The organism is Phocaeicola sp. RTP21359st1_B8_RTP21360_211022, assembly GCF_040911965.1.
In the GTDB taxonomy this organism is placed as follows: Bacteria; Bacteroidota; Bacteroidia; order Bacteroidales; family Bacteroidaceae; genus Phocaeicola; species Phocaeicola vulgatus.
The window spans coordinates 19,522-39,783 of record NZ_JBDFXP010000004.1; the positions used below are offsets into that span (position 1 = coordinate 19,522).

Here is a 20,262-nt window from a genome sequence, read left to right on the forward strand (position 1 = left end):
TTTGTAAATGGAAGTGTCATGGTGTAGTTATCAGATGGCTTCCTTCTTTTCCAATTCTAATGCTCTGGGAAAAATGATATTGTTTTCCAGGTGGATATGTTCATGTAATGCCTCTTCAAATTGTTTCAATTGTTGTAAAACCAAGCGGAAGCTGGCACAAGCATCTTCAGGGGCGGTGAATCCGTTGGTTAATGAAGAGATTTTTTCAAAACGTTCTCCTTCGTGATTATGTTCATCTTCCATCACTTCGATGGGATACAGAATGGTGCCGCAATGGAATTTAGCTACTTTCAAGCCTTCCTCTTTGGCTTGGAACATTTCATAAACATAAGGAAATAATACATTCTCTTCTTTTGATAAATGATTTTCCAAATCAAGAAGCGAGTCGCGGAACAGTGCCTGGACTTGCAGTAACTCTGGATGATTCTTTGAATGCGCTTCGGTTACTTTGGTTAATAATGCTTCTATTTGCGGACCTTTGGCACGGATTCCCCGATGGTGTATTTTCAATACATAGTCTATTAATAAATCGATGGGCCATCCGGCAAAGTCAGGAGCATTACTAACCGTATTCTCTTGTAATTCATTTAATTCATGTGCTACTGCTTCGGGATCAATACCACGGTTCCGGCAGGCTTCTGCAAACGGAGTATTGCCATGGCAGCAAAAATCAATATGGTAACGGGAGAATACTTTGGTTGTATCAAAGTTGCCGGCTACAATTTGTCCGACTGTACATGAATGGTAATTTTTCTGTTTCATAATTATTCCGTTTATTCGTTCGTTAATCCCCATTTTCTCATATCACTTTCTACTGTACCGATACCGCTTACTCCAAAGTTTTCGACCAGTACTTTCGTCACGTTGGGCGAGAGGAATGCGGGTAAGGTGGGACCGAGATGAATCTCTTTTATTCCCAAACTGAGTAATGCCAGCAATACGATTACCGCTTTCTGTTCATACCAGGCGATATTGTAAATAATGGGCAGTTCATTGATGTCATGTAGCCCGAATACTTCCTTCAGTTTGAGGGCGATGACTGCCAATGAATAGCTATCGTTACATTGTCCTGCATCTAAAACACGCGGAATGCCATTAATGTCACCTAACCCTAGTTTGTTATAACGATATTTAGCACATCCCGCAGTCAAAATGACTGTGTCTTTGGGGAGCATCTCGGCAAAAGTGGTGTAGTAATCACGACTGCGCATACGTCCGTCACAACCTGCCATGACGATGAACTTACGGATAGCTCCGCTCTTTACCGCTTCTACGACCTTGTCTGCTAGTTGTAATACCTGATTATGGGCAAAACCACCAACGATTTCTCCATGTTCTATTTCTGTCGGTGCGGCACATTGTTTGGCTGTTTCTATAATTTCAGTATAGTCCTTATGTCCTTTCTCGTCTGCTGTAATATGCTTGCAGCCGGGATATCCGGTAGAATTAGTGGTAAACATGCGTTCTTTATAAGTGGCATTGGGCAGAGGGGGAACGATGCAGTTGGTTGTGAACAGGATAGGACCATTGAACGAGGTAAACTCCTCCCGTTGTTTCCACCAGGCATTTCCATAGTTTCCTGCAAAATGTGTATATTTTTTAAATGCCGGATAGTAATGTGCAGGAAGCATTTCACCGTGAGTATATACGTCCACGCCACTGTCTTTGGTTTGTTCCAACAATTCTTCCAGATCATGCAGGTCATGTCCGCTTATCAGAATACCGGGGCGAGTACCTGTTCCTATATTTACATGGGTAATTTCCGGATTGCCATACCTGGAAGTATTTGCCTTGTCGAGCAGAGCCATTGTTCGAACGCCTATTTCACCTGTTTTCAGTGCTAATACAGTCAGTTCATCAGCCGATAAAGATTTTGTTGTAATTTGTGCGATGGTGTTCTGCATGAAACGATGAATACTTTCGTCATTATGTCCTAACCTCATGGCATGTTCCAGATAAGCAGCCATTCCTTTCAGACCATACATAATCAGTTCTTTTAAAGAGCGTAGATCCTCGTTTTGTTCACGTAATACGCCGACTGTTGCGGCTTTTGCATCATATTCATCGTGGCTGCCTTTCCAATTTAATTCATCGGCTTCCGGCAGAGGAATGTCCTTGGCAGAGGCTTGATGCTTAAGGTCATCACGTATTGCTAATCCTTTGTCAATGCGTTTCGTAATGCTTTCGTCATCGAAATTGGCATTGGTAATGGTACAGAATAAGGCGTCTACAATGAAATTGTCCACTTCTTTTTCAACGGGGAGGGAATGCTGGCGCAATTGATCCGCCACAACAGAAATTCCTCGTACTACAAAGAGCAATAAATCCATGGTACGTGCTGTAGTTGCATTTTTTCCACAAACACCTTTTAAGGTGCAACCGAAACCTTTGGCCGTTTCCTGACATTGGAAACAAAACATGTTATTCTCCATATCTTTTTTCATTTTAATGATTTCTATTACTTTTGTGCAAAAGTAGACGGTTTTCGTCTTTTAAGTTGTACCATATGTTACAGCGGATACAAATAACAGTTAAAAGAAAGTAGGATGGAACTGACAGGATTATTGCAGATGGCTCCTTTCCGGGGAATGAAAGAGGAAGAATTGGTTGCTTTCCTATTCGGACTTCCGAATAGTTTGAAGCACTTTGAACCAGGTGATATCATTGCCCGGCAAGGTGACTTATGTAAAGGGCTGTACATTCTTGCATCGGGAAGTGTACGGGCGGGAATGATAAATGATGAAGGGAAAGAACTGACGGTAGAAGAAATTGGAGCTCCTAACTTGCTGGCTTCGGCTTTTATTTTTGCCACTGAAAATCGTTTTCCCGTTAATGTAGAGGCAATAGGACCTTGTGAGGTTTTTGTAATAGGTAAAGAAAGATTTTTAGAATTTATGCGTTTGCATCCATTGATGATGCAGAATTTTTTGAAGGATATTTCGGACAGGAGTGTCTTTTTAAGCAGGAAATTGAATGAGTTTGCTTTGTTGAATTTAAAGACTCGTTTGTTGAAATATCTAGAAACACATTCTGTTATTCATAATCAGCAGGAGGTGGCGCAGAAGCTGGGAGTTACTCGTCCGTCATTGGCCAGGGCGCTGTCTGAACTGGTGAATGAAGGGAAAATAAAGAAATAAATTGAGATTTCTTTTTTATGGGTAAAGTGGAAAAACGTATCTTGTATCTTTGAGAGTTTTTGTGTGTAACCCATTCTTGTGAAAGTGTTCAAGGTGTTTTGTTATAAATACTTTGACTTTAAAGAAAAGGATCTTTGTCTATAAGGATTGGTTCTTTTGAAATGAGGACCATATTGAAATTTTCTTGATTAAAAAAGAGGGTGAATTCAAGACCCTTTATGTGATTCTTTTGTCTTGATTCACCCTTTTGGAAATATTGGGTTGGTGTGTATTCAGCATGTTACTTCATCTGAATACTTTTATCTCGTACTTTTCTCAATATTTGTTGTAATTCGAATACTTTTTCGGGATGTTCAGTCGCTAAATTCACCTTTTCACCTGCTTGTTTCATATCATATAACTGGGGAATACCTAAATAACCAGTTTCAATTTTCGGACCCCATGGAATCATTTTAGGACCATCGCTGCCTTCAATAAATTTCCAATCTTTAGTACGCACGGATAGGGTGTGATTGGATGCCTGTTCAATAACCCATGGGCGGTCTGTTTTGTCTTGTCCTAATAGATTTGCTAATCGGTTGTAGCTGTCGGGAGCACTTCCTTTCGGAATACGGGCATCTACCAGAGAAGCTAGTGATGCCAGCCAGTCTATTTGCGAAATAAGCACATCGCTGACTTCCGGCTTGTTGATGGCTTTAGGCCAGTGTACAATTACAGGAACACGAGTCCCCCCTTCAAATGCACTGTATTTTCCACCTCTCAGGTTGCCGGCAGGTTCGTGCCCGTTCAGTAACTCTTCTGCCTTGTCATCATATCCGTCGTCTACTACCGGTCCATTGTCGCTGGAAAGAATAATTAATGTGTTCTGGGTTAATCCCATTTTATCGAGGGCTTCGAGTAACTGACCTACACTCCAGTCAAATTGTGCGATAGCATCACCGCGCAGTCCCATCTTGTTTTTACCACGGAAACGATTGTGTGGAAAACGGGGAACGTGCACATCATTAGTGGCGAAATACATAAAGAAAGGCTCGTCTTTATGTTGTTTGATAAAATCAACTGCATGTGCGGTAATGGAATCGGCTATATTTTCATCTTTCCATAATGCTTTGCCACCTCCTTTCATATAACCGATTCGGCTGATACCGTTCACGATAGACATATCATGACCGTGACTCGGTTTCAGATTATATAAAAGTTCAGGGTTGTCTTTTCCGGTAGGTTCACCGGGGAAATTTTTTATATAGCTTACTTCTATCGGAGCTGAAGGATCATAATTGGCTACTTGGCCATTCTCGATAAATACACAGGGAACCCGGTCGGCTGTGGCTGCCATGATATAGGAATAGTCAAACCCCAAATCACCTAGAGAAGCAGAGAGAGGAGCATTCCAGTCTTGTTGTGCAGTTTTATCACCTAATCCTAAATGCCATTTGCCAAATGCTCCTGTGGCATAGCCGGAGCTTTTAAACATATCTGCCATAGTATATTGCTCGGGACGTATAATCATTCCTGCATTGCCGGCAGCTACATCTGTTCCGGGTTTACGCCATGCATATTCTCCGGTCAGCATGGAATATCTGGATGGGGTACTGGTAGCGGCGGTAGCGTGTGCGTTGATAAATCGTATCCCTTCGGATGCCAGACGGTTGACATTTGGAGTTTGTACGTTTTTTGCTCCATAACACTCCAAGTCACCATATCCTAAATCATCAGCATAGATGAAGATAACATTGGGCTTGTCTGTATTTTGATTTTTGTTTTCCGCATGAACAGCCAAGCATGAAGTAAGTGCCAATGAAAGCATTCCGTAATGTCTTTTTTTCATAGTAATTATATTGTTTAGTGAGTAATCAATTCTACAAAGATAAAGATATATTTTAAAAACGGGGATTAATTCTACAAAATTGTGGAATGAAATTGTGGTATTTCTACATAATGTGAAAAATGAAATAATGGTTATTTTGTTGATTTTTAGAGTATTGGATGCCGATGTGCCCCATGGCATATTTTTTGTTATGTAAATTAATGTAATACACTAAAAACTAAACTTTAAAATATATAACCATTTGCCTTAACAAAACAAGGCTGAAAAGCCATGTTCCCCCTGAATGGGAAAATCTGTATATAACTCAGTTTTAAGCTTCCCGGTTCGTGACGAATCGGGAAGTTTCTATTATTTCCTTGATGAATCTGGTTTTTCTACAAGACTTTTACTGAAAATAAGTTAATATTAATGGATGATATGCAGTATTCGATCTCTTTCTTACTTTTAAAAGTAGAAAATAGATTAATACATTATAGTTATGAAAAAGTTGAACCTTTTATTATTAGCATTCCTGGCAGTTATGGGAGTCACTTTCCAATCATGTGATGATGATGATGGTTACTCTCTTGGTGATGTGGCAGTGGATTGGGCTACTGTAAATGTGAAAGGTGCCCATGTTTATGACTTTACAGGTGACAGATGGGGACAAATCTGGCCTGCAACGACTGATTATTTTTGGTATTCCCCGATAGATGGACAACGGGTTATTCTTTATTTCAATCCTTTGTATGATAATTATCCGGAAGGATATGATTGCTCAGTCAAAGTGTTGAGTATAAAGGAAATTCTAACTAAACCTATAGAGGAGCTGACAGCAGAGAATGAAGAAGAGTTTGGAAATGATCCTGTAGATATATTTGAAGGTAATATGTGGATTAGTGGTGGTTATTTAAATATTATCTTTAATCAGAACATGCCTTCTAAAATGAAACATTTGGTTAGTTTGGTAAAGAACACTACAATTACGCCCGTCCAGGATGGCTATATTCATTTAGAGTATCGTTACAATACGTATGCTGATACTACTGGTTATTGGAGAAACGGTGCGGTATCTTTTAATTTGAAATCTTTGAAAATAACATCGGAAACAAAGGGTATAAAGGTAAAAATAAACTCGGCTAAAAATGGTGAAAAGGAAGTCTCTTTTGATTTAAAAGAAACACCGTCACCAGTAGGCTTGAGTCAAATGGATTTTTCTCAAATGGAAATCAAATAATTAGGGTTTGATTAGAGAGAGTTGTGTGTGGCCCCTTGCATCTTGTTGTGGTAGATGCAGGGGGCTGATTGTATAGTTGATAACGGTTTTTAGTTTGATATTTGTTGTTTATTAGTTGGTTGATGGAAAAAATTGTATGGCTTCTTCGTTTTTTTTCTTATTTCAGTGTTTTTTCAGAATTATCTTGTTTCTTTGTCTTTAAGAACCAAAAGTTGGACTTATGAAAATACTATTAGTAGAAGACGATGCTAATTTGCGTGAAGTGACTCAGCGCTCATTGGAAAAGGAGCGTTATGTGGTGGAAATTGCTGCCGATTACCGTACCGCATTACAAAAGATAGAGGATTATGATTATGACTGCATTTTGCTGGATATTATGTTGCCGGATGGCAGTGGCCTGGATTTGTTGGAAAAGTTGAAAGAAATGCATAAACGGGAAAATGTGATCATTCTTTCAGCCAAAGACTCTATAGAAGACAAAGTGCTAGGATTGGAGCTCGGAGCCGATGATTATCTGCCTAAACCTTTTCATTTGGTGGAACTGAATGCACGTATCAAAAGCGTGATACGCCGTCATCAGCAAGGTGGGGAAAATAGTATCAAATATGGAAATATAGAAATTTTTCCCGATAAATATGGGGTGACCGTAGCTGGAAAGAAGCTTGAACTGAACCGTAAGGAATATGATATTCTGGTTTATTTTATGAACCGTCCCGGCAGATTGGTTAATAAAAGCACACTTGCCGAATCCGTATGGGGCGACCATATAGATCAAGTCGATAATTTTGATTTTATCTATGCCCAAATCAAGAATTTACGAAAGAGATTGAAAGAGGCTGGAGCTACTCCTGAACTGAAGGCTGTTTATGGTTTTGGATATAAAATGGTAGTGGAATAAATGAAACTGATTTATTATATCATTATCCGTATATCGTTGGTGTTGTCGGTTTTATTGACCGGCTGGGCCATCCTTTTCTATTTTGCTGTAATGGATGAGGTGAATGATGAAGTGGATGACTCATTGGAGGATTATTCGGAAATTATCATCATACGTGCATTGGCGGGAGAGGAGCTTCCTTCTAAAAATACAGCTTCCAACAATCAGTATTTCCTGCGTGAAGTGACGAAGGAATATGCAGGATCTTGTGATGATATCATTTATAAAGATTCTATGGTTTATATTCCTGAAAAAGATGAAACTGAACCTGCACGAATCCTTACGACCATTTTTAAGGATGATGGCGAAAAGTTTTTTGAATTGACGGTAGCGACTCCTTCTATAGAAAAAGAAGATTTGAAAGATGCTATGGCAGGTTGGATTATTTTTCTTTATATCGCTTTATTATTGACTATAATTGTTATTAATGTGTGGGTGTTTTATCGGAATATGCGTCCTCTTTATGTATTGCTTCATTGGTTGGATAAATATCGTATCGGTAAGGTAAACGAGCCTTTACAAAATAATACCCGGGTTTCAGAATTCAGAAAATTAAATGAAGCGGCTGTTCGTTATGCAGAGCGCAGTGAGCAGATGTTCGAACAGCAAAAACAATTTATTGGTAATGCATCTCATGAGATGCAGACACCACTGGCTATTTGTCGTAATCGGTTGGAGATGCTGATGGAGGATGAAAATCTTTCAGAAAGCCAATTGGAAGAGTTGATGAAAACCCACCAGACTTTGGAACATATAACGAAGTTGAACAAGTCTTTGTTATTGCTTTCGAAGATAGAGAACGGTCAATTTACGGATACTGTCCAAGTAGAAGTGAATAAATTATTGAGGCAATATCTGGAGGACTATAAAGAAGTGTATCAATATCGTGAGATCATAACAAGTATAGAGGAAGAAGGTGTTTTCTATCTTACGATAAATGAAACATTGGCAGTGGTGTTGCTTACCAATTTGTTGAAGAATGCTTTTGTGCACAATATGGACGGTGGGCACATCCGGATTGTCATTACTCCCCACAGTGTGATGTTCTGCAATACAGGGGCGGCACAACCGCTGGATGCCCGGCGTATTTTTGAGCGTTTTTATCAAGGAAAGAAAAAAGAAGGCTCTACCGGTCTAGGTTTGGCAATAGCAGATACGATATGTAAAATGCAGGCTCTCAGGCTTTGCTATGAATATAAGAGCGGGGAGCATTGTTTTACACTTTATGCATCCACTCATAATCAATAAAAAAAATCGTGTTTTTTTTAGAATTTCAAATTCTTTTCAGAATCTCCCTTCATATTTGCATCAGAAAACAGAATGTAGAACCAAATAAAAAAAATGACGATTATGAAAAAGGTATTATTATTGTTAGTGTGCTTATTTACGTTGCAAACAGTGGTATGGGCGGATGATGACAAACCTATTCAAGTAAACCAATTGCCTCAGACTGCACAGACTTTTATCAAAACTCATTTCCCCGATAATAAGGTGGCGATGGCTAAAATGGAAACAGACTGGTTTGATAAAAGCTATGATGTGATTTTTACCAATGGAGACAAACTGGAATTCGATAAGAAAGGTGTTTGGACAGAAGTGAATTGCAAATACAGCGCTGTACCTGTCGCTGTGGTTCCTGAAGCAATAAAAAAGTACGTTGCTACGAATTACCCCGATGCCAAGATGCTCAAGATCGAGAGGGACAAGCATGACTATGAAGTGAAACTTTCTAATGGTTGGGAGATAAAGTTTGATATGCAGTTCAATGTGATTGATATTGACAATTAATTGTTAGTTATAGATTGAAGTATGGTTTATGTATGATAAACTGAAGCTTTGCAGGCCGTTTCTTGTTCCATGAAGAAACGGCCTGTCTTTTCATTAATTTTAATAGCATAGTAATTTTGCCGACACGATCTTGTAACAGATAACATGGATATTTGCATAGTTTTAATAATAAAGATATGCATCTGAGAACGTATTATCCTACAGTGGTTTTATCGGATATCCATCCGGGAACCTCTCATTCTAAAACAATAGAGGTCAGTAACTTTTTGAAATCTGTCAATTGTGACCGTCTGATATTGAACGGAGACATTATAGATGGTTGGCATTTGCGCAAGGCAGGTACTAAGAGGTGGCAAGCAAAACATACTGATTTCTTTAAGGTTATCATGAAGATGATGGAGAACTTCGGTACTGAAGTTATTTATGTGCGCGGCAACCACGATGATTTTTTGGACAGCTTGGTCCCTATGACATTCTATAACGTAAAAATCGTCAAAGAATACATCCTTGAAACACATGGAAAGCGTTATTATGTGACACATGGCGATCTATTCGACCGGGTTACCACACAGATGAAATGGTTAGCCCGGTTGGGCGATGCAGGTTATACATTCCTCTTATGGGCGAACCGCTTTTATAACCAATATCGTACCCAGTGGGGGAAACCGTATTATTCTCTGTCACAGGCCGTCAAACAAAAAGTAAAGTCGGCTGTTTCCTATATATCGGACTTTGAGAAAGTGTTGGTGGAGTTTGCACGTGTACGTAAATGTGACGGAGTGATTTGTGGTCATATCCATCATCCGGCTAATACCTATTATGATGGTATTCATTATCTGAATTCGGGCGATTGGGTAGAAAGCCTTTCGGCACTGACTGAGGATGCGGACGGGAATTGGAATATCATGGAATACCATCATGTACTAGCTGATGAGAATGAAGATAATAAAGAGTTTACCCTAATACATACAGCCTCATGAAATTTTTATTTATAGTACAGGGTGAGGGGAGAGGACATCTTACTCAAGCCATTACGTTGGAGGAAATATTGCGCCGGAACGGTCACGAAGTAGTGGAAGTACTGGTAGGTAAAAGTAGTTCGCGCCGCTTGCCGGGATTTTTCAATCGTAACATCCATGCTCCTGTAAAACGTTTTGTCAGTCCTAATTTTCTGCCTACACCAGCCAACAAACGGGTGAGTTTGATGCGGAGCGTGGCATATAATCTAGTGAAACTTCCTGTGTATATCAATAGCATTAACTACATTCGTCAGCGTATCGAGGCCAGTGGTGCGGACAGGGTTATCAATTTCTATGAATTGCTGACCGGACTGACTTATTTCCTGTTCCGTCCCTCTGTTCCGCAGATCTGTATAGGGCATCAATATCTGTTCTTGCATAAAAGTTTTGAATTTCCAAAGGCTGATAAAGTAAGCTTGGCTCTTTTGAAGTTTTTTACCGTATTGACCAGCTTGGGGGCGAAGGAACGTTTGGCTCTTTCTTTTCGTCACATGAAGGATGATCCTCAGAATCATATCCGTGTGATTCCTCCCTTGTTGCGTAGGGAAGTGACTTTACATGAACCTTATTCCGGTGACTATATACATGGCTATATGGTTAATGCGGGTTTCAGTGAAAATGTAATGAAATGGCACAGGCAACATCCCGGGATACCGCTTCGTTTCTTTTGGGACAAGTGGGAGGAGGAACCGGTGAAGAGAGTGGACAATACATTGAGCTTTTATCAACTGGATGATGTGGAATTTTTGAGGCAGATGGCGGGATGCAAGGCTTATGCCAGTACTGCCGGATTTGAATCGGTGTGCGAGGCCATGTATTTAGGCAAGCCTATTCTGATGGTTCCTGCCCATATAGAACAGGACTGTAATGCATATGATGCCGAAAAAAGCGGTGCGGGTATCATTTCCTCCGATTTTAATTTGCAACAGTTGCTGGAATTTGCGAAGGATTACCATCCCAATCGTGATTTTGTGTATTGGGTACGTGGAGCTGAGTATACTTTGTTAAATTTATTGGAGAGTGATTCTTCCAATTATCAACAAGTTTTATTCAACGAGATGTATTTGGTGGAAGAGTTTATTTGAGTTTCGTATAAAAAATCTAGTCATGGTTGTGTGCGCCAGAAAGAAATGAAAGTTGAATAAACTTTCATTTTAATACTGTTTGTATTGTACGACTTCAAAAATATTCGGTTTATCCTGATAAATTGTTGGAAATTAATAGTTGAAGTTCCAAAATTTGCTATATATTTGTAATCGTTAACAACTAACAAACAGAAATACCATGATGAACAAAATGTGCATGGCAGCTGTTATAGCTGCTTCTTTGTATGCAGGGACTACTTTTGCCCAACCTGCCGCCGTAAAGAAAATCATTGAAACGGGCCAAACAGATAACCGGGTGATGCATCAGTTGGATATTCTCACCAATCGTTTTGGGGGAAGAGTTATAGGCTCGGATGCGTATGAGAATGCAGCCGAGTGGATGATGCGTGAATATAAACGATGGGGTATTGATGTACGCTTGGAAGAAGCTGGAGAACTGCCGGTAGGTTTTAACCGTGGTCCATGGTTCGGACGTTTAATCGGGGGAGATCAGGCAATGGATCTGCATTTTGTCACTCCATCCTACACTTCAGGTACTAAAGGTCTGCAACGCGGGCATGTTTTGATAGAGCCCCGTACTCAAGAAGAGCTGGACCGCATGAAACATCAGTTGAAAGGCGCTTGGGTGTTGATCTCAGGTGAAAATGTAGGTTGGCCTGTTGACCGTTCTGCTAAAGGAGATTCGTTGAGAGCTGCTATCAAAGCTGAAAATATAGAAATAGAAAAGCAGAATGCTGCCTTGATGGAAGAGAATTGGAGCAAAGGAACCAAACATGCCATGAAGCCTTTGCGTGAAATGCCGGGACTATTTTATAAAGAGATGTGTGAGGCAGGAGCACTTGGCTTTATTCAGTCGGCACCTGTACCTTTACGTGCTTTGTATGATCGTGCTTTATTGAATGATCCCCATACTACGTTTGATAATTTGCCCGAAGTCTGTGATATCAAGTTGGATGAACATCAATACAAGATTATTAAACAGATGGTGAAAGAACGACGGAACTTTTGGCTGGAATTTGATATTCGTAATCATTTCAAACTAGGTCCTGTGAAATATCATAATGTCGTAGCATCCATTAAGGGCACTAAATATCCGGATGAATATGTTATTATAAGCGGACATCTTGATTCTTATGATGTGGCAACCGGTGGTATAGACTGCGGCACAGGCATTGGTCCTATGATGGAGGCTGCCCGTATGATTGCACTTTCCGGTGCAAAACCTAAACGTACTATACTGTTTGTGGCTTTTGCTGGAGAGGAATTTGGATTATTGGGTGCAAAAGCATATGTCAAGACTCATGCAAAAGAATTGGGAAAGATTGCCAATCTGTTCAACCGGGACGGAGGGCCGACTCCACCGGTGGGAATCTCCGTTCCTCAGGCTATGTATGATGATTTTGTGGAAGTGTGCAAGCCTGTGAAAGAGATCCGTGCGGATTATCCGTTTGAGGTAAAGGTTGCGAAACCCTTTAAACGTCCTACTCAAAGCGGCGGTACGGATGCCAGTGTTTTTGCAGTGGAAGGAGTGCCTACTTTTGGTTTCAATACACAAGACATAAAAGGATATAATTTCTCTTATGGGGAAATATGGCATACGGAACGTGATCTTTATACGAAGAATATACCAGAATACCAAGAGCATGCAGCTACGGTAACAGCAGTGGTTGCTTTGGGAATTGCTAATTTAAGTAAACAGTTATCTCGTGAAGGAATGCACAAAAAGTAGCGGAAATGTTCTTTTTTTCTTCTTTTGGTGGAATAATGTCGTATTGATGTGTAAAAAATGTTAGCTTAAGTTCAATCTACTGAGATAATCTTTACCTTTGCTGCGCATATAAAGCAAAAGGTAGGTAAACAAAAAGCCTGCGATATTTGTTAATATAGAAAAGGTAAATTATCAAATAAAAGTAAATAGAAGCTTATGTCACAGATTATTGGACATATTTCACAAGTTATCGGACCGGTAGTCGATGTGTATTTTGAGGGCAAAGGCATCGACACCGATCTGCTTCTTCCAAGCATTCATGATGCATTGACTATCAAACGCAATGACGGCAGAATTCTAGTCGTGGAAGTTCAACAACACATTGGTGAAGACACAGTGCGTACTGTAGCTATGGATAGTACGGACGGTTTGCAACGTGGTATGGAAGTAATTCCGACAGGACATCCTATTACTATGCCGGTTGGTAATCAGATTAAAGGCCGGTTGATGAACGTAGTAGGTGAGGCTGTGGACGGTATGCGCCCGTTGAGTAAGGAAGGGGCGTTTCCCATTCACCGTGAGCCCCCTAAGTTTGATGAATTGTCTACTGTGCAGGAAGTGCTCTTCACAGGTATCAAGGTTATTGATTTGCTGGAACCTTATTCAAAGGGTGGTAAAATCGGATTGTTTGGGGGGGCCGGTGTAGGCAAGACTGTGCTTATTATGGAGCTGATTAACAACATTGCCAAGAAACATAACGGCTTTTCTGTTTTTGCCGGAGTCGGTGAACGTACACGTGAAGGCAACGACCTGTTGCGTGAAATGATTGAATCTGGTGTAATCCGCTACGGAGAAGAATTTAAGAAAAGCATGGAAGAAGGTCATTGGGATCTTTCCAAAGTAGATTATAATGAAGTTGAAAAGTCACAGGCCACATTGGTGTACGGACAGATGAACGAGCCTCCCGGCGCGCGTTCTTCCATTGCCCTTTCGGGGCTGACCGTTGCCGAATCTTTCCGTGACCGCAAAAACGGTGACAGCAACGGACCACGTGACATTTTGTTCTTTATCGACAATATATTCCGTTTCACTCAGGCAGGTTCCGAGGTTTCGGCTTTGTTGGGCCGTATGCCGTCAGCCGTGGGGTACCAACCGACACTGGCAACGGAAATGGGACAGATGCAGGAACGTATCACTTCTACCAAGAATGGTTCTATCACCTCGGTACAGGCTGTGTATGTACCTGCTGATGACTTGACAGACCCTGCGCCCGCTACTACATTTACTCACTTGGATGCAACGACCGTATTGAGCCGTAAAATTACCGAACTGGGTATTTATCCGGCTGTAGATCCGTTGGAATCAACCTCACGTATTCTTGATCCGCTGATTGTAGGGCAGGAGCACTATGATGTGGCTCAGCGTGTGAAGCAGATTTTGCAGCGCAACAAGGAGTTGCAAGATATCATTTCTATTTTGGGTATGGACGAATTGAGTGATGAAGATCGTCAGACTGTAAACCGTGCGCGTCGGGTGCAGCGGTTCCTTTCACAACCGTTTGCCGTAGCCGAACAGTTTACAGGTGTGCCGGGTGTCATGGTTTCTATCGAAGATACGATAAAAGGATTCAAGATGATTTTGGACGGTGAGGTGGATTACTTGCCGGAACAGGCATTCCTGAATGTAGGAACGATAGAGGAAGCAATAGAAAAGGGAAAGAAGTTGCTGGATGCTGCCAGCCATAAGAAATAAAAGTAAGTATGGAACATCATGAAGATCTTCATTTGATAGTGGTTTCTCCGGAAAGTACTTTGTTTGACGGCAAAGTGGAAATAGTGACACTACCGGGGGAATTAGGCTCTTTTTCTGTCCTGTATGATCATGCTCCGCTGATATCATCACTGATAAAAGGCGAGATAAAATACACGGAGGACGAATTGGAGAAATCAATTGGAATATCGAGTGGGTTCGTTGAGGTGAGGGACAATATAGTTTCGGCCTGTGTGGAAATCTAATACATAATTATGTTTTTGTTAGCCGTAAAGAGAAAATTTATCATATCGTTGACCATATTAATGGTTGTATTGAGTTGGGGAGGAGCCTTGGTATTTCACACCTTGTTGCCTAGGTATTATTTTGCCTGGTATCCCTCCATACCGATATTTTTTTATCTTTTCGGCCTCTTTTACATATTTATGTTCGGATGCTGTTATCGGGTAAGTCCGCAAAAAATGGTGGCGGTTTACTTGGTGGCGAAAGTGACGAAGATGATGTTGAGCATCTTGATTATGTCCGTCTATGCAGTGGCGGTGGCACATCAAGTACTGTCATTTATAGGAACTTACATGGTATTCTATATTATCTTTCTGATTTTTGAAACCCGCTTCTTTTTTCATTTTGAGATAAAACATAAAAGTAATAGGTACAAGTATAAGTAATATGAGAAGTTTACGATATATAGGAACGGTTTTAATGTTGCTGATCGCTTTTCTGCAAGGAGCCAATGCCCGGGAAGAGTCGGATACTGACTATAAAGAGCAGCAGGTAGACGTAAATGAAATCGTTTTCGGACATATAGGTGATTCGTATGAATGGCATATCACTGACATAGGAGATACACCTATAGCTATACCACTGCCGGTAATCGTAAAAAGCAGTACAGGATGGCACGTTTTTCTTTCTTCTAGGTTTGAGGAAGGAAACGGAGAGTATGAAGGACTGTACATTGCTAAAGACGGTGAATATAAAGGTAAGATAGTGGAAAAGGATGCTAGCGGTAACGAAGTAAAACCTTTGGATATCTCTATTACAAAGAATGTTACCGGATTGTTTGTCAATAGTGCCATTCTGGTGATTCTAGTGTTGAGTTGTGCCCGTTGGTACAAAAAACATCCAGTAGAAAAGGAAGCTCCTAAAGGAATGGTGGGCATGATGGAAGCTTGTATCCTGGCAATCAATGATGATGTGATAAAGGGTTGTATCGGTAAGGATTATAAGCGTTATGCACCTTATCTGCTGACGGCTTTCTTCTTTATCCTGATCAATAATCTGATGGGATTGATTCCTTTCTTCCCCGGCGGTGCGAATATTACAGGTAATATTGCCGTTACCTTTGTGCTGGCTATCTGTACGTTCCTGGCTGTGAATCTATGGGGGAACAAGGAATATTGGAAAGAGATTCTATGGCCTGATGTTCCTTGGTGGTTGAAGGCTCCGTTCCCGATGATGCCGATTATTGAGATTTTCGGAATCTTTACGAAGCCATTTGCATTGATGATCCGTTTGTTTGCCAATATGATGGCCGGTCATGCTGCTATTCTCAGTTTGATATCCATCATTTTTATTACGGCGAATATGGGACCTCTGATCAATGGTTCCATGGGATTTGTTGCTGTGGCATTCGGAATCTTTATGACTGCGCTGGAATTATTGGTCGCATTTATTCAAGCATACGTATTTACCATGTTGTCCGCGGTCTTTATCGGGTTGTCCCGTACAGAAGAGATGCGTGAAGAAAAAGAAATGAAATAAATTAAATAATTAATTCAAAAAACAAACTATTATGTTACTAGCAGTTTTATTACAGTCCGCTGCTGCGGCAGGTTTAGGGAAATTAGGTGCTGCACTTGGAGCAGCTATTGCAGTAATCGGTGCAGGTATCGGTATCGGTAAAATCGGTGGTTCTGCCATGGAGGCAATTGCCCGTCAGCCGGAGGCGGCAGGAGATATCCGTATGAATATGATTATTATCGCCGCGTTGGTAGAAGGTGTGGCCCTGATCGCCATTATTGTTTGTTTATTAACTTTGTTCTTATAATTAATTTAGCATGTCATTATTAACACCTGATAGCGGTCTGTTATTCTGGATGGTCATCGTTTTCGGTATCGTTTTTGTCATTCTGGCAAAATACGGTTTTCCGGTGATCACCAGAATGGTGGATGAGCGAAAACAATATATAGACAAGTCACTGCTTGCTGCACGTGAAGCCAATGAGCAATTGGCTAATATTAAAGCAGACAGTGAAATGATATTGGCTAAGGCTCACGAGGAGCAGGCGCGCATCCTGAATGAAGCGGTCGCAACCCGCGAACGTATTCTGAAGGAAGCCAAAACACAGGCTCAGGTTGAAGGACAGAAACTGCTGGATGAAGCGAAAAAGCAGATTCAGGCAGAAAAAGACAGCGCTATCAGCGACATCCGCCGCCAAGTAGCTGTACTGTCTGTCGACATTGCTGAGAAGGTTTTGCGCAAGAACCTCGATGATGAGAAAGAACAAATGGAAATGATTGACCGTTTGCTGGATGAATTAACTGTTTCTAAAGACTGATTGTTATGTATATAGGAGTCATTTCAATGCGTTATGCTAAGGCTTTGCTGGCCTATGCCGACGAAAAGGGGACAGAGGATACTGTTTATGAGGAAGCCGGAATATTGGCAGATAGTTTCTCGAGAATCCCCGAACTTCGACAGGCATTGGATAATCCTGTATTGCCTGCTGAAACAAAGTTGAAACTGATTTGCGAAGCCGCCGGAGGAGGTAAGGTGAGCGAAGAATTGAAACGCTTTGTGGAATTGGTACTGGAGGAAAGAAGAGAGAAATTCTTGCAGTTTATGATTATGTCATACATTGACCTTTATCGGAAACAGAAGAATATCAGCGTCGGTAAAATCACGACTGTTTGTCCGGTAGCGGAAGAGGTAGTCAGCCGCATACGGGCATTGGTCGTAGAGAAAACTCATGGAACTGTAGAGTTCAAAACCAAAATAGATCCGAAACTGGAAGGTGGTTTTATCTTTGAAATCGGAACTTACAGATTGGATGCGAGCGTAGCTAACCAGATAAAACGGGTAAAGCAACAGTTTATAGCTAAAAATAGAAGAATAGTATAAAATTAAAAATTATAAGTTAGAAAGTAAAAGTATATCAGTTTGTATCTTTTGGTTTTTAATTTAAGGTTAATACCTGGTCGGACTTTAATTTTTAATTTTCAATTTTTAATGTAAAAAGATTATGTCTGAAAATATAAAACCCAGCGAAGTATCCGAAGTTTTACTTCAGCAGCTGAAAGGCATCGACACCCACCTGCAATTTGACGAGGTGGGGAATGTGCTGCAAGTGAGCGATGGCGTAGCACGTATTTACGGTCTGCGCAACGCGGAAGCCAATGAGTTGCTGGAGTTTGAAAACGGTATCATGGCTATCGTGATGAACCTGGAGGAGGACAATGTAGGTGCGGTATTGCTAGGTCCTACTGATCAGATTAAGGAAGGAATGGTGGTGAAACGTACCAAACGCATTGCTTCTATTAATGTGGGCGAAGGTATGTTAGGGCGTGTCATCGATCCGTTAGGCGTACCATTGGATGGCCGCGGACAGATTGGCGGGGAACTGTGCGAAATGCCTTTGGAGCGTAAAGCTCCCGGAGTGATCTTCCGTCAGCCTGTGAACCAGCCTTTGCAGACAGGGCTGAAGTCTGTGGATGCCATGATTCCTATCGGGCGTGGACAACGTGAGTTGATTATCGGGGACCGTCAGACCGGAAAAACCTCTATCGCTATAGATACGATTTTGAATCAGAAATCCAACTATGAAGCGGGAAAACCTGTATATTGCATTTATGTAGCTATTGGTCAGAAGGGTTCCACTGTAGCCAGTCTGGTGAATACGCTGCGTGAACGCGGTGCGATGGATTATACCATAGTGGTAGCTGCCACTGCTGCCGATCCGGCTGCATTGCAGTATTTTGCTCCGTTTGCCGGAGCGGCTATCGGAGAGTATTTCCGTGACACCGGCCGGGATGCCTTGGTAGTGTATGATGACTTGTCAAAGCAAGCCGTAGCCTATCGTGAAGTATCCTTGATTCTGCGTCGTCCCTCCGGTCGTGAGGCATATCCGGGTGATATCTTCTATCTGCATTCACGATTGTTGGAACGTGCGGCGAAGATTATCAACCAGCAGGAAGTGGCCGAACAGATGAATGACCTTCCACCCAGTTTGAAAGGCAAGGTAAAGGCAGGTGGTTCACTGACTGCATTGCCTATTATCGAAACACAGGCAGGTGATGTTTCCGCGTATATTCCAACCAATGTCATTTCCATTACAGACGGTCAGATATTCCTTGAAACCGATTTGTTCAACCAGGGTTTCCGTCCGGCTATCAATGTGGGTATTTCCGTATCCCGTGTGGGAGGTAGTGCCCAGATCAAGAGCATGAAGAAGGTGGCAGGTACATTGAAGATCGATCAGGCACAATATCGCGAACTGGAGGCTTTCTCCAAGTTCAGCAGTGATATGGATCCTGTAACGGCAATGGCTATCGACCGGGGACGTAAGAACAACCAGTTGCTGATACAGCCGCAGTACAGTCCGATGCCTGTCGGAGAACAAATAGCAATCCTTTATTGTGGTACACATAGTTTGCTGCGTGATGTACCCTTGCATAAGGTGCAGGATTTCCAGAAATCATTCCTGGAGATGATGCGTGCCGACCATCAGAAAGATGTGCTTGATGTATTGTCAAGCGGTGTGATAAATGATGATGTAACTGCAATTATAGAGAAAGTAGCAGCTGATACGGCTCAACCATTTAAAGTGAACGAATAGTCATGGCATCACTGAAAGAAGTAAAAGGAAGAATAGCCTCAGTAAATAATACGCGGAAAATTACTTCGGCTATGAAGATGGTAGCCTCTGCCAAGTTGCATAAGGCGCAGGCTGCCATAGAAAACATGCTTCCTTACGAACGAAGGCTGAATCACATCCTGACCAATTTTCTGAGTGCGGATAGTGAGGTGGAGTCTCCTTTCATTGTGAAACGTGAAGTGAAGCGTGTGGCTATCGTCGTGTTTGCCTCCAATACCAGTCTGTGTGGCGGGTTCAATGCAAATATCATCAGGCATCTGACGGTTATTTTGGATGAATACAAGTCCCTGGGTATGGAGAACGTGCTTTTATACCCGGTAGGCAGAAAGGTAGCGGAAGGTGTGAAGAAATTGGGATTCAAGGCCGAAGGCGATTTCCAGCATATGGCGGATAAACCTTCCTATCAGGAAGCTGCCGCCTTGGCAGAGGACTTGATGAGGCGCTTTCTGCATCGTGACATAGACAAGGTGGAGTTGCTGTACAACCATTTCCGTTCTACAGCAGTACAGGTCCTGACGCGTGAAACCTATCTTCCGATAGACTTGACACAAGAGAAGAAAGAGGAGGACAAAGGCAGGATACCCGATTATATTGTGGAACCGTCTGTAGATGTGGTGATGGGGGAATTGCTCCCGAAGGTACTCCGTATGAAGATGTTCACGGTATTACTGGATTCGAATGCTTCCGAACATGCCGCCCGCACTATGGCTATGCAGATTGCTACAGACAATGCGAATGATTTGTTGCAGGATCTGACGGTGATGTACAATAAGAGCCGCCAACAGGCAATTACCAATGAGCTGTTGGATATAGTAGGCGGTTCAATGGCCTGATTTTTTTTCTTGGGGCAAGATACGCAGCATCTTGCCCCAAGAATTT

General features: G+C 41.6%; 19 protein-coding genes. 16 read left to right on the forward strand and 3 right to left on the reverse strand.

The annotated features are described in order from the left end of the window. Positions 1 to 30 precede the first annotated feature (30 nt). Both ric and hcp read right to left on the reverse strand, forming a co-directional pair. Entirely contained in the window at positions 31 to 762 is a 732-nt protein-coding gene (ric, locus tag AB5062_RS02675) for an iron-sulfur cluster repair di-iron protein (protein ID WP_005846790.1), read from the reverse strand. An 11-nt stretch (positions 763 to 773) separates the two neighbouring features. After that, a complete protein-coding gene (gene hcp / locus AB5062_RS02680) occupies positions 774 to 2,432 on the reverse strand; it encodes a hydroxylamine reductase (protein WP_016270449.1) in 1,659 nt (552 codons plus the stop codon). 114 nt (positions 2,433 to 2,546) lie between these two features. Between hcp and AB5062_RS02685 the strand changes: the two genes are divergently transcribed. Next, positions 2,547 to 3,137 (forward strand): Crp/Fnr family transcriptional regulator, encoded by a 591-nt coding sequence (locus tag AB5062_RS02685; protein WP_005846794.1) that lies wholly within the window; start codon positions 2,547 to 2,549, stop codon positions 3,135 to 3,137. A gap of 280 nt (positions 3,138 to 3,417) precedes the next feature. On the opposite strand, the gene AB5062_RS02690 is transcribed toward AB5062_RS02685, so the two are convergent. Beyond that, positions 3,418 to 4,965 (reverse strand): arylsulfatase, encoded by a 1,548-nt coding sequence (locus tag AB5062_RS02690; RefSeq protein WP_011965849.1) that lies wholly within the window; start codon positions 4,963 to 4,965, stop codon positions 3,418 to 3,420. A 478-nt stretch (positions 4,966 to 5,443) separates the two neighbouring features. Between AB5062_RS02690 and AB5062_RS02695 the strand changes: the two genes are divergently transcribed. The 15 genes from AB5062_RS02695 (at position 5,444) to AB5062_RS02765 (ending at position 20,216) form a co-directional block, all read left to right on the forward strand. Continuing rightward, positions 5,444 to 6,181 (forward strand): NigD-like protein, encoded by a 738-nt coding sequence (locus AB5062_RS02695; RefSeq protein ID WP_016270450.1) that lies wholly within the window; start codon positions 5,444 to 5,446, stop codon positions 6,179 to 6,181. Between the two features lie 220 nt (positions 6,182 to 6,401). Continuing rightward, positions 6,402 to 7,079, forward strand: coding sequence for a response regulator transcription factor (locus AB5062_RS02700; protein WP_005846803.1), 678 nt, complete (start codon positions 6,402 to 6,404; stop codon positions 7,077 to 7,079). Beyond that, the gene (locus AB5062_RS02705; protein WP_005846805.1) at positions 7,080 to 8,366 is read left to right on the forward strand and encodes a HAMP domain-containing sensor histidine kinase; all 1,287 of its coding nucleotides are present in this window, start codon (positions 7,080 to 7,082) and stop codon (positions 8,364 to 8,366) included. It begins immediately after the preceding gene. A gap of 102 nt (positions 8,367 to 8,468) precedes the next feature. Next, positions 8,469 to 8,906 (forward strand): PepSY-like domain-containing protein, encoded by a 438-nt coding sequence (locus tag AB5062_RS02710; protein ID WP_032952883.1) that lies wholly within the window; start codon positions 8,469 to 8,471, stop codon positions 8,904 to 8,906. Positions 8,907 to 9,082: 176 nt separating this feature from the next. Further along, entirely contained in the window at positions 9,083 to 9,886 is an 804-nt protein-coding gene (locus AB5062_RS02715) for a UDP-2,3-diacylglucosamine diphosphatase (RefSeq protein WP_032952872.1), read from the forward strand. Then, the gene (locus AB5062_RS02720) at positions 9,883 to 11,010 is read left to right on the forward strand and encodes a glycosyltransferase family protein (RefSeq protein ID WP_005846811.1); all 1,128 of its coding nucleotides are present in this window, start codon (positions 9,883 to 9,885) and stop codon (positions 11,008 to 11,010) included. Before AB5062_RS02715 ends, AB5062_RS02720 begins: the two co-directional genes overlap by 4 nt. Positions 11,011 to 11,212: 202 nt before the next feature. Further along, a complete protein-coding gene (locus tag AB5062_RS02725) occupies positions 11,213 to 12,760 on the forward strand; it encodes a M28 family peptidase (RefSeq protein WP_022509051.1) in 1,548 nt (515 codons plus the stop codon). A 195-nt stretch (positions 12,761 to 12,955) separates the two neighbouring features. Beyond that, positions 12,956 to 14,491 (forward strand): F0F1 ATP synthase subunit beta, encoded by a 1,536-nt coding sequence (gene atpD / locus AB5062_RS02730; RefSeq protein ID WP_005846820.1) that lies wholly within the window; start codon positions 12,956 to 12,958, stop codon positions 14,489 to 14,491. 8 nt (positions 14,492 to 14,499) lie between these two features. Continuing rightward, on the forward strand, positions 14,500 to 14,754 hold the full coding sequence (locus AB5062_RS02735; protein WP_005846822.1) for a F0F1 ATP synthase subunit epsilon: 255 nt from the start codon (positions 14,500 to 14,502) through the stop codon (positions 14,752 to 14,754). Between the two features lie 424 nt (positions 14,755 to 15,178). Beyond that, positions 15,179 to 16,270, forward strand: coding sequence for a F0F1 ATP synthase subunit A (gene atpB / locus AB5062_RS02740; protein WP_012055505.1), 1,092 nt, complete (start codon positions 15,179 to 15,181; stop codon positions 16,268 to 16,270). A gap of 31 nt (positions 16,271 to 16,301) precedes the next feature. Beyond that, positions 16,302 to 16,556 (forward strand): ATP synthase F0 subunit C, encoded by a 255-nt coding sequence (gene atpE / locus AB5062_RS02745; protein WP_005846828.1) that lies wholly within the window; start codon positions 16,302 to 16,304, stop codon positions 16,554 to 16,556. 10 nt (positions 16,557 to 16,566) lie between these two features. Further along, positions 16,567 to 17,067 (forward strand): F0F1 ATP synthase subunit B, encoded by a 501-nt coding sequence (gene atpF, locus AB5062_RS02750; RefSeq protein ID WP_005846830.1) that lies wholly within the window; start codon positions 16,567 to 16,569, stop codon positions 17,065 to 17,067. A 5-nt stretch (positions 17,068 to 17,072) separates the two neighbouring features. Next, positions 17,073 to 17,630 (forward strand): F0F1 ATP synthase subunit delta, encoded by a 558-nt coding sequence (locus AB5062_RS02755; protein ID WP_117678173.1) that lies wholly within the window; start codon positions 17,073 to 17,075, stop codon positions 17,628 to 17,630. A gap of 121 nt (positions 17,631 to 17,751) precedes the next feature. Beyond that, positions 17,752 to 19,344 (forward strand): F0F1 ATP synthase subunit alpha, encoded by a 1,593-nt coding sequence (gene atpA, locus AB5062_RS02760; protein WP_005846835.1) that lies wholly within the window; start codon positions 17,752 to 17,754, stop codon positions 19,342 to 19,344. Positions 19,345 to 19,346: 2 nt separating this feature from the next. Then, the gene (locus AB5062_RS02765; RefSeq protein WP_005846837.1) at positions 19,347 to 20,216 is read left to right on the forward strand and encodes a F0F1 ATP synthase subunit gamma; all 870 of its coding nucleotides are present in this window, start codon (positions 19,347 to 19,349) and stop codon (positions 20,214 to 20,216) included. Positions 20,217 to 20,262: the final 46 nt, after the last annotated feature.

Bases quoted from the DNA above. Each gene is read 5' to 3' on its own strand.
- AB5062_RS02725 (WP_022509051.1), top strand. From the start codon at position 11,213: ATGAACAAAATGTGCATGGCAGCTGTTATAGCTGCTTCTTTGTATGCA.
- AB5062_RS02715 (WP_032952872.1), top strand. From the start codon at position 9,083: ATGCATCTGAGAACGTATTATCCTACAGTGGTTTTATCGGATATCCAT.
- hcp (WP_016270449.1), bottom strand. From the start codon at position 2,432: ATGGAGAATAACATGTTTTGTTTCCAATGTCAGGAAACGGCCAAAGGT.
- atpB (WP_012055505.1), top strand. From the start codon at position 15,179: ATGAGAAGTTTACGATATATAGGAACGGTTTTAATGTTGCTGATCGCT.
- AB5062_RS02710 (WP_032952883.1), top strand. From the start codon at position 8,469: ATGAAAAAGGTATTATTATTGTTAGTGTGCTTATTTACGTTGCAAACA.
- AB5062_RS02685 (WP_005846794.1), top strand. From the start codon at position 2,547: ATGGAACTGACAGGATTATTGCAGATGGCTCCTTTCCGGGGAATGAAA.
- AB5062_RS02705 (WP_005846805.1), top strand. From the start codon at position 7,080: ATGAAACTGATTTATTATATCATTATCCGTATATCGTTGGTGTTGTCG.
- atpF (WP_005846830.1), top strand. From the start codon at position 16,567: ATGTCATTATTAACACCTGATAGCGGTCTGTTATTCTGGATGGTCATC.
- AB5062_RS02690 (WP_011965849.1), bottom strand. From the start codon at position 4,965: ATGAAAAAAAGACATTACGGAATGCTTTCATTGGCACTTACTTCATGC.
- atpE (WP_005846828.1), top strand. From the start codon at position 16,302: ATGTTACTAGCAGTTTTATTACAGTCCGCTGCTGCGGCAGGTTTAGGG.
- atpD (WP_005846820.1), top strand. From the start codon at position 12,956: ATGTCACAGATTATTGGACATATTTCACAAGTTATCGGACCGGTAGTC.
- AB5062_RS02695 (WP_016270450.1), top strand. From the start codon at position 5,444: ATGAAAAAGTTGAACCTTTTATTATTAGCATTCCTGGCAGTTATGGGA.
- AB5062_RS02700 (WP_005846803.1), top strand. From the start codon at position 6,402: ATGAAAATACTATTAGTAGAAGACGATGCTAATTTGCGTGAAGTGACT.
- AB5062_RS02735 (WP_005846822.1), top strand. From the start codon at position 14,500: ATGGAACATCATGAAGATCTTCATTTGATAGTGGTTTCTCCGGAAAGT.
- AB5062_RS02720 (WP_005846811.1), top strand. From the start codon at position 9,883: ATGAAATTTTTATTTATAGTACAGGGTGAGGGGAGAGGACATCTTACT.
- ric (WP_005846790.1), bottom strand. From the start codon at position 762: ATGAAACAGAAAAATTACCATTCATGTACAGTCGGACAAATTGTAGCC.
- AB5062_RS02755 (WP_117678173.1), top strand. From the start codon at position 17,073: ATGTATATAGGAGTCATTTCAATGCGTTATGCTAAGGCTTTGCTGGCC.
- AB5062_RS02765 (WP_005846837.1), top strand. From the start codon at position 19,347: ATGGCATCACTGAAAGAAGTAAAAGGAAGAATAGCCTCAGTAAATAAT.
- atpA (WP_005846835.1), top strand. From the start codon at position 17,752: ATGTCTGAAAATATAAAACCCAGCGAAGTATCCGAAGTTTTACTTCAG.